At 37.0% G+C, this 8,924-nt stretch carries 9 protein-coding genes; 5 read left to right on the top strand and 4 right to left on the bottom strand.

From position 1 onward, the window contains the following. Positions 1–52 precede the first annotated feature (52 nt). The 4 genes from AA81_RS05680 to AA81_RS05665 form a co-directional block, all read right to left on the bottom strand. Complete coding sequence (locus tag AA81_RS05680; protein WP_103898485.1) at positions 53–379, bottom strand: NifB/NifX family molybdenum-iron cluster-binding protein; 327 nt, start codon at positions 377–379, stop codon at positions 53–55. 14 nt (positions 380–393) lie between these two features. Then, positions 394–1,272, bottom strand: coding sequence for an ATP-binding protein (locus AA81_RS05675; RefSeq protein WP_103898484.1), 879 nt, complete (start codon positions 1,270–1,272; stop codon positions 394–396). Beyond that, positions 1,269–2,120 carry an ATP-binding protein gene (locus AA81_RS05670; RefSeq protein ID WP_281256291.1) on the bottom strand — a complete coding sequence of 284 codons (852 nt, stop codon included), beginning with the start codon at positions 2,118–2,120 and terminating at the stop codon, positions 1,269–1,271. Before AA81_RS05670 ends, AA81_RS05675 begins: the two co-directional genes overlap by 4 nt. A 98-nt stretch (positions 2,121–2,218) precedes the next feature. Then, the gene (locus AA81_RS05665) at positions 2,219–2,554 is read right to left on the bottom strand and encodes a DUF5320 domain-containing protein (RefSeq protein ID WP_103898483.1); all 336 of its coding nucleotides are present in this window, start codon (positions 2,552–2,554) and stop codon (positions 2,219–2,221) included. 112 nt (positions 2,555–2,666) lie between these two features. Between AA81_RS05665 and AA81_RS05660 the strand changes: the two genes are divergently transcribed. The 5 genes from AA81_RS05660 to AA81_RS05640 form a co-directional block, all read left to right on the top strand. Continuing rightward, complete coding sequence (locus AA81_RS05660) at positions 2,667–3,728, top strand: LacI family DNA-binding transcriptional regulator (protein WP_245863478.1); 1,062 nt, start codon at positions 2,667–2,669, stop codon at positions 3,726–3,728. Between the two features lie 108 nt (positions 3,729–3,836). Further along, positions 3,837–4,820 (top strand): galactose-1-phosphate uridylyltransferase, encoded by a 984-nt coding sequence (galT, locus tag AA81_RS05655; protein ID WP_103898482.1) that lies wholly within the window; start codon positions 3,837–3,839, stop codon positions 4,818–4,820. Positions 4,821–4,833: 13 nt separating this feature from the next. Next, positions 4,834–5,994 carry a galactokinase gene (locus AA81_RS05650; protein ID WP_103898481.1) on the top strand — a complete coding sequence of 387 codons (1,161 nt, stop codon included), beginning with the start codon at positions 4,834–4,836 and terminating at the stop codon, positions 5,992–5,994. A 158-nt stretch (positions 5,995–6,152) separates the two neighbouring features. Next, positions 6,153–8,042: an ABC transporter substrate-binding protein gene (locus tag AA81_RS05645; RefSeq protein ID WP_103079371.1), complete on the top strand. Its 1,890-nt coding sequence runs from the start codon at positions 6,153–6,155 to the stop codon at positions 8,040–8,042. Between the two features lie 58 nt (positions 8,043–8,100). Then, the coding region (locus AA81_RS05640; protein ID WP_103898480.1) for an ABC transporter permease at positions 8,101–8,924 on the top strand (824 nt) is incomplete at its 3' end.

Genomic DNA, 8,924 nt, shown 5'->3' with positions numbered 1-8,924 from the left:
CATAAGGAAAGGTATGGTAAGGCTTCACCCTGCTCCCCACCTTGTAACCCTTTTAGAATTCTTGAAGTTTTTCTAATTTCAAAAGATCGATATTTTCTTGGACATTGCCATCTGAAGCTATGTAGGCTTTGATATTTGCCGCTTTTAAAGCTGTCAAGGCATTTTCCCCAAGATTTTTGGAAATTACTGCATCTATTCCTTGATCTGAAAGTTCGTTCACAATTTTTGTTCCTACCCCATGTTCTTGGCTATTGTCAGGAGAAAAAAATTCATAACTTTCATCTTCTGTATCGTAAACTAAAAAGTAAGCTGCTCTTGCAAATCTTTCGTCTAATTCGGATTCAAATGTTTTTTCTTTAGATGGAACTGCAATTTTCATTTTTACACACCTCTCTATTTATTAAAAAGTATTTGTAGGATTTTTTGATATATAGATTTTATGTACTTTGATGAAATAGAATCTTCGTACAAGATTATTGGTTTGGCTTCTCTTGTGGCTAAATTCACCATTTCATCGAAAGGTATCTTTCCTAAAAAATCTATATTTTCAGAAAAACACCATTCCTCCAGGGAAGAACTCACAGATTCGTTTAAATCAAATTTATTGATTACTACACCAAACTTCACTCTCATTTTCTTCAAAGTTTCAACCGCCCTTTGAAGGTCGTGAAATCCTGAAAGGGTAGGTTCGGTAACTATAATAGCGTAGTTTACACCAGCTACAGACGATGTTGCAGGGCATCCTATGCCAGGAGCACCATCTATTATGATAACATCTTTTTTTAAACTTTCACCCACAGAAAAAGACTTTTTTCTTATCTCAGCTACCAAACCTCCCGAAGTTTCTTCCCCCGGATTCAAATCGCCATGTACCAAAACCCCTTTTGGACATTTTGATTCATAATAATATCCAGCTAAATTTTCTACAAGTTTTATCGCCTTTTCCGGGCAGGTGAGTACACAAAGTTTACAACCTTCGCACGCATATTCGTTAATAACGTATCTACCCTGTTGAAAATCTATTGCATCGAACCTGCATTTGTCTTTACAAATACCACAATTAGTGCATTTTTCATAATCTATTTCAGCTTTTTTCCCACCATAGTATTCATAGCTTTGTTTTAACTCAACAGGAGATAACAACAAATGAAGGTTAGATGCATCAACATCGCAATCACTCATTACGGGATTTTGGAAAAGGTAGCTCAAAGAAGCAGATAATGTTGTTTTCCCAGTTCCACCTTTTCCGCTAATTATAGCTATTTGCTTCATGCGAACACCTCTGTTATATTTTCGTACAAAAGTTCAAAACTTCTGAGCAATTCTTCGGATTGATCTACGATCAATTTCCCCTCCGAGTACCATTTAGCTATTTTCTTATCAAAATCGATTTTCATAAGTAGAGGAATTTTTTCTCCCTCAAGGTACTCTGTTAGCTCGGCAAATGCAGGATCGTAGCGATTGATTACCACTCCGTAAGGGATTTCCATTTCTTTAACTAACGACACCGCCAGTTTCAAATCGTGTAATCCAAAGGGAGATGATTCAGTTACTAAAACCGCAAAATCAACCTTTTGTAAAACTTCCACAACTGGACAAGGAGTACCAGGAGGGGCATCGATTATAGTTACATCGTAGTCATCCGAAATATATTTCTTCAATTCTCTAATAATCCTTACACCGGAGGGTTCTCCTATATTCAAAAGCCCCATACCAAAATCAAAATAATCTGTCTTTCCAAATCTTAATTTTCCTAAGCTTTTAGGTTCTTCATCGATAGCTCTTACTGGACAAATTTCAGAACAAACGCCACAACCGTGACATAAATTTTGGAAAACTAATACCCCTTTTTCAAAGACATTAATAGCACCAAACTGACACTCTTTTGCGCAAAGCCCGCACAATATACAAGTTTCTTTATTCACTTTTGGTATGAGTACATCCACACTTTTTTCTTCTTCGAATGTGACTTTGTAGAATAAATGGTCGTTAGGCTCTTCTACATCTGCATCTAGTAGCAAAACTTTCATATTTTTTGAAAGAACTTTGGCTAAATTTGTTGATACGGTAGTTTTCCCAGTTCCTCCTTTTCCGCTCAAAATAGCTATCTTCAATGACAAATTGATCTCTCCTTCAACCGTTGTAATGTACATATGATGCATAAAAGCAGGCACAACTCATTTTTAATCTAAAACTGAGTTGTGCCCTAATATTAAATTTACTCGTCTTTTTTCTGGCTATCGTCTGTTTCTTTTAGGATTCCTTCAATGTAGTTTAATTCGTTTTTTAAATACTCTCTTTGCGCTTCTAAAAAAGCTTTGTCACTTTCCACAGGATATGCTGGTGGATAATACGATCCTACCCATCCTCCGTAGGTTCTTGGTCCGTAACCGAATCCTCTGCCATATCCAAAACCTCTGCCATAGCCGAAACCTCTTCCGAATCCTCTTGCACCATAACCGAAACCTCTACCATACGCACCACTACATCTTCCTAAACCTCTACCTGTCATCGGGCCTAAACCCCTAGGTCCGGTTCCATCTAAAAAAGGCATAAGATAACCTCCTTTCATATATATGCAATTTACATATATATTATACACAAAAAATTTTCTTTTGTCAACAAAAAATCATTTTGATTTTTTTGGTTTTTGGTGTAAAATTAAATTGATACCGTTAACGTTAACATTAAAAGGGGTGGTAAAAATAAGTCGAAGTAATTTTGTAACCATAAAAGATATCGCCGAAAGAGCAGGGGTCTCTGTTAACACTGTATCAAGGGCTTTAAACGATAAACCAGATATAAACCCTCAAACAAAAGAAAAGATCGAAAAAATTGCCCAAGAACTAGGCTATGTTAAAAACATATACGCTACTATGCTCAAATCTAACGTAACCCATACAATTGGAGTGATCATGCCCGATAGCTCCAACCCTTTTTTCTCTGAAGTATTCAAAGGTATTGATAAAGCAGCAAGGGAGAATAATTATCAAATAATAATTATGAACTCTGAAGGTTTATACGAAAACGAAGAAAAGTTTTTAAAAACTCTCTTAGAAAGGAGAGTTGATGGTATTCTCCTTTTTCCAATGCAAAAGAGTTATGAAGATATTCAAGAACTGATAAAAGAGCACTTCCCTATAGTACTTGTAGGTAGAGAAATAGACGGTTGGAATGTGGATGAGATATTCAGTGACGAAGAAAAAGGGGGATATCTTGCAACCAAATACCTCATTGAAAAAGGGTGTAAAAAGATAAAAATGATCACCGATCAACTGTATAACTCTGCTTCATATGGAAGGTTACAAGGCTATAAAAAGGCTTTAAAAGAGAAAGGATTAACTTTTTCGGAGGATGATATCAAGATATGTGAAGGGATACATGAAGGATACCACGTTAAAGCAGGGTACGATAAAACGATGGAAATGATCAGAAAAAAAGAAGAATTCGACGGAATATTTTGCTACAACGATCTAATAGCTTATGGTGCAATTAAAGCTTTGAAAGAAAATAATCTAAAGATTCCACAAAATGTTTCAGTAGTAGGTTACGACGATATAGCCTTTTCAAGGTTAATCGAGCCAGAGTTGACAACGGTAAAAGTTAAAAAGTTTGAAATGGGATATGAGGCATTTCAAATGTTGTATAAAAGAATAAAAAGTAAGCAAAGAGACAACTCATCAACAAGGAAAGTTTTAGATGTAGAACTTGTAGTGAGAAACTCTTAAACATAAAATAAGATATGGGTCATAGGTGGGTTGCAGGGCGAACGGGCGTTAAAGAAGGTTTATAGATTTTAAAGGCAGTAAATTTAAACAAAAAAGGAGAGAAATAGTATGGCAGAATTACGTTGGAACCCTTTGTTAAAAACATACACAATGGTTGCCGATAATAGACAAAATAGGCCCCATTTACCTGAGGATTGGTGCCCCTTTTGTCCAGGACCGGGTAAAAAAGTACCCCCAAACTATGACGTTTATGCATACGACAATGATTTTCCCGCTTTAAAACTAGATCCAGATGAACCAAATATACAAGGGACTGATTTGTACAAAGTCGAAAAAAATTATGGGAAATGCGAAGTAATTTTGTATTCTCCTGATCACAATATTACCCTTCCTCAATTACCAGTAGAACATATATTTAAGTTGGTAAATTTATGGGTTGAAAGGTTTAAGGAACTCTCAAAAGATGAAAAAATAAAATACATCTTTCCTTTTGAAAATAGAGGAAAAGAAGTAGGGGTAACGATGCTCCATCCACACGGTCAATTATATGCCTATTCCTGGATTCCATTGAAGTTAAAAGTCGAACTCGACAACTGTAAAGAATATTATGAAGAAAATGGGAAATGCCTTATTTGTGAAATGAACAAAGAGGAAAAGGAATTTCAAAAAAGAATTCTTTTTGAGAATGATTCATTTCTCGTTTATCTTCCCTTTTTTACAGACTACCCCTATGGAGCTTTCATCGTGAGCAAATCCCACAAAGGCAACTTATCAGAATTCGACGAAAAAGAAAAATGGGACCTGGCTGAGGCGCTAAAACTGTTAACTGGTGGCTTTGATGCATTGTTTGACAAACCTTTCCCTTACATGATGAATATCCATCAAACTCCTGTTAATTCAGAGGAATATGCAGATTCCAACAAATACTATCATTTTCATATTGAGTTCTATCCTCCTTTAAGAGACAAGGATAAAATAAAATGGTACGCATCAAGCGAGATGGGTGCTTGGGCTGCGGCAAATACCATGGCGGTGGAAGAAACTGCCATTACGTTAAGAAATGCAATAGAAAAATTCAAAAAAATACAATAGAGAGGTCGACAAAATGGATTTACTAAATACTTTTCAAGAAATCTACGGAGTCAGTAAAAAACAAGTACAAAGGTTCTTCTCTCCAGGAAGAATAAATCTGATAGGCGAACATATAGACTACAATGGAGGATATGTATTACCGGTAGCTATAAACCTTGGTATAAATGGCTTAATGAATTTGAGGGACGATAATTTAATCTACCTAAAATCTATGGACTTTCCCAACGAAGTAAAAGTAGATCTAAATAAGGGAGTGGATTATAGAAAGGAAGACAGTTGGGGGAACTATGCAAAAGGAGTTATAAAGTTTTTATTAGAAGATGGATTCCCCTTGAAGGGATGTAATATTCTGATTAAAGGAGAACTTCCAAATGGAGCTGGCCTTTCATCTTCTGCAGCTTTGGAAGTACTTATTGGATTCATGCTCTTATCTCAAAATCAAACCCCTGAAGAAATTGATAGAACATACCTTGCCCTCTTAGGGCAAAGGGTTGAAAATAAATTTATTGGTGTGAACTCTGGAATAATGGATCAATTTGTAATAGCAAATGCAAAGAAAGATCAAGCTTTACTGCTTGATACCCAAAACCTAACTTATGAATATATACCTTGTTATTTAGACGGGTATTCTCTGATTATTATGAATACAAACAAAAGAAGAGAGCTCGCTTCGTCTCAATACAACCAAAGAAGAAAAGAATGTGAAAGTGCTTTAGAAAAAATAAATCAAGTGAAAGAAGTAAAGGTTGATAATTTATGCCAGTGTAGTGTTAAAGATCTAAAATATCTTGATAATGAAATAGAGTTAAAAAGAGCAAGGCACGTAATAACAGAAAATCAAAGGGTTATCCAGGCTTCTGAATTATTAAAAAACAACGATATTGAAGGTTTTGGAGCTCTTTTAATCCAATCCCATAATTCCTTGAAAAATGATTATGAAGTGACAGGTTTTGAACTAGATACAATTGTTGACGAAGCTCTAAAAATCAAAGGCTGTGTGGGAGCTAGAATGACGGGAGCAGGATTTGGTGGGTGTGCCATTGCTTTGGTGGAAAAAAGTCAGGTAAAAACTTTCAAGGATCAAGTTTCCAAGAGTTATTATGAAAAAACCATGATAGAGCCATTCTTTTACGAAACAACAATCGAAGATGGAGTAAAAATTCTCAAAAACTAAGCAAATTTGAGCTAAATGGGAATAATCTCTTTTAATTGTCCTTAACTTACCCTAACTGTCCATAACAAAGTTTTGCAACGAATGTTAACTCTGATATAATTGTTTTGGTATCGTTCACGGTATCGATATCTATATTAAATATATGGAGGTGTGGAAAAATGAAGAAAAAGTTTTTTTTCGTTGTATCGATATTTTTGCTTTTTAGTAGTATATTTTTTGGTCAACTTGCTGGGAACATTCCTCGTGATGAAACACTGATAGCTGAAAGTACTGCAGGAAGGGTAACGGCACCTTCTAGATTTAATGTTTGGATAAATGCTTCAACATGGCCTCAAAGAGGAATACAGCAGGTGATGTTAGAACCATTATGGATGAACGAACAAGCTCTAGGTGAAATTATTAACTCTCTTGCCGCGGAAGGTCCAATCTACAACGAAGACTTTACACAGATGACAATCAAGTTAAGAAAAGGGTGCTATTGGAGTGATGGTGTTGAAATTACTGCAGATGATATTGTCTACGGTATTGAACTAACCATGAAAACCCCTGGAATGGCTTACCATGATCAGTTTGAACTTTACATTGACAAAGTTTACAAAACAGATGATTATACAGTTCTAATTGAATTGAAAGAACCCAACTCCCGATTCCACGCTAATTTTGTAGACAGATGGGGAGCATGGAGGCCTTTCCCAAAACATATTTTTGAAAAAGTAGAGGATCCTTTGACCTTTGATTTCAACCCTCCGATAAGCAGTGGTCCATATGTTTTGAAAGATTATGATCCTGCTGGTTATTGGACACTTTGGGAAAAGAGGGAAGACTGGGATAGGACCCCAAATGGAATGTTGTTTGGTGAACCAAAACCAAAAAACGTACTCTTCTATTACTATGGTACAGCTGAAATGAGAGTGATACAGCAATCCAACCACCAATTAGATGTAGCCTATTTTACACCAGAAAGTTTAAGAGCTGTGATAAATCAAAATGAATATTCTCGACCTTACAATCCAAATTATCCATGGATTGTTAATATAGACCCTTGTACTACAGGAATAACGTTAAATAATGATGTATATCCATACAACATAAAAGATGTAAGATGGGCATTGACTTTAGCTATAGATATTGTAGATGCGGCTGCTATTGCATATGACGGTGCTGTAGTTATGGCTAGTATGCTCCTCCCTCCTACTCCTGCATATCAAGAATGGTACTATGAACCTATGGAAGAATGGTTGAGAAACTTTACTCTAGACATAGAAGTTGATGGAGAACCATTTAAACCATATGATCCTAACGCTCCTTTACGCCTTGCTGAATATGCTAGAAGCCGAGGATATGATGTACCTGATGATCCTGAAGAAATTAGAGAATTATTTGGGCCAGGATGGTGGAAATACGCACCTGATGTAGCGGAACAACTGTTAGAAAGAAATGGATTTACAAGAGATAAAAATGGCAAATGGTTGTTACCAGACGGTACAGCTTGGGAAATTACAATATTAGCTGCTACTGACCCTGCTAAAGCTGATAACAAAAATCCTATAGCCGTAGCTCAGCAGTGGAGAAAATTTGGGATAGAAGTTAATGTTGAGACTAATGAAGCACATGGAGACTTGACAAGTTTGGGTGATTATCAAGCTTCTGGTGGTTGGCCTGCAATGGAACCATGGGGTGGGCATCCGGATTTGCATCGTACTTTTAATGTCTGGCATTCGCAATATTATAAGCCCATCGGAGAGCGAGCTGTCGGTAACGGAGCTACTTCTAGGTGGACAGATCCAAGGATGGATGAAATCATCGAAGAAATGGAAAAGTTGGATTGGGATGATCCAAGAAATATTGAGCTCGGAATGGAAGGGTTAAAAATACTTGTAGAAGAAATGCCTTCCATACCAACCTTTATTCATCCTTTGTTTTTGGTATATGATGAATATTATTGGACCAATTGGCCAAGCCCTGATAATTTGTATACTCAGCCTTGCCATTGTTTTCCAAACTTCAAATACATGCTCCCCTTCCTTGAACCAACAGGGAGAAAATAAGGGCTACAGATAAATACATTAAGCCCCCTTCGGGGGGCTTATTATGGAGGTGTAACACTTGCTATTTTTCAAGCGATACTTGCTACCAAGGATAATACAATTTCTAGTTGTAGTATTCGTAGGGATAACGGTGGTATTTATTGTACCCAGGCTAACGCCGGTTGATCCCGTACAACAAGTAATCAGTCAAATGACATCACAAGGAGCCTTCTTAGACCCAGCGGCTGTTGAAGCATTAAGGCAATCGCTCACAGAGATGTACGGATTGGAAGGAGGGATATTCCAACAATACGTTGCCTTTTGGGGAAGGTTGTTACATGGAGACTTTGGTCCATCACTCTTTCAATTTCCGGTACCTGTAATGGAGCTAATAATGGACTCACTGCCCTGGACGGCTGGATTACTATTAACAACTACAATCCTCTCTTGGTTAGTAGGAAGTATAATAGGGGCACTTGCAGGATACTTTAAAAACAAGGCATGGGCACAAACATTAGACAACATAGCGATGGTGGTAAGGCCCATACCGTACTACATATTTGCATTACTACTACTCATAGTATTTGCCTATCTGATACCGATATTCCCATCGGCGGGTGGATACTCAGTTGGAAGACAAATAGGGTTCAACTGGGCGTTCATATCGGACGTGTTAGTACACTCGTTTCTACCTGCGATATCGCTGATGGTTTTAGGAATAGCAGCCAACATACAAACGATGAAACTCATAGTATCGAACATAGTAGCGGAAGACTATGTAATGTATGCGAAAGCGGGGGGACTAAAAGAATCAAAGATAGCCTTCAAATACGTATTCAGGAACGGGTTATTACCGCAAGTAACCAACTTAGCGCTATCTTTAGGGCAAATCTTTGGAGGGGC

The organism is Petrotoga halophila DSM 16923, from assembly GCF_002924615.1.
Note: the sequence above shows the minus strand (reverse complement) of the source record. Positions and strands in the feature narration are given on the sequence as shown.

Excerpts from the sequence above, each read along its gene's own strand:
- AA81_RS05665 (WP_103898483.1), bottom strand. The coding sequence starts at position 2,554 with ATGCCTTTTTTAGATGGAACCGGACCTAGGGGTTTAGGCCCGATGACA.
- AA81_RS05680 (WP_103898485.1), bottom strand. The coding sequence starts at position 379 with ATGAAAATTGCAGTTCCATCTAAAGAAAAAACATTTGAATCCGAATTA.
- AA81_RS05645 (WP_103079371.1), top strand. The coding sequence starts at position 6,153 with ATGAAGAAAAAGTTTTTTTTCGTTGTATCGATATTTTTGCTTTTTAGT.
- galT (WP_103898482.1), top strand. The coding sequence starts at position 3,837 with ATGGCAGAATTACGTTGGAACCCTTTGTTAAAAACATACACAATGGTT.
- AA81_RS05650 (WP_103898481.1), top strand. The coding sequence starts at position 4,834 with ATGGATTTACTAAATACTTTTCAAGAAATCTACGGAGTCAGTAAAAAA.
- AA81_RS05675 (WP_103898484.1), bottom strand. The coding sequence starts at position 1,272 with ATGAAGCAAATAGCTATAATTAGCGGAAAAGGTGGAACTGGGAAAACA.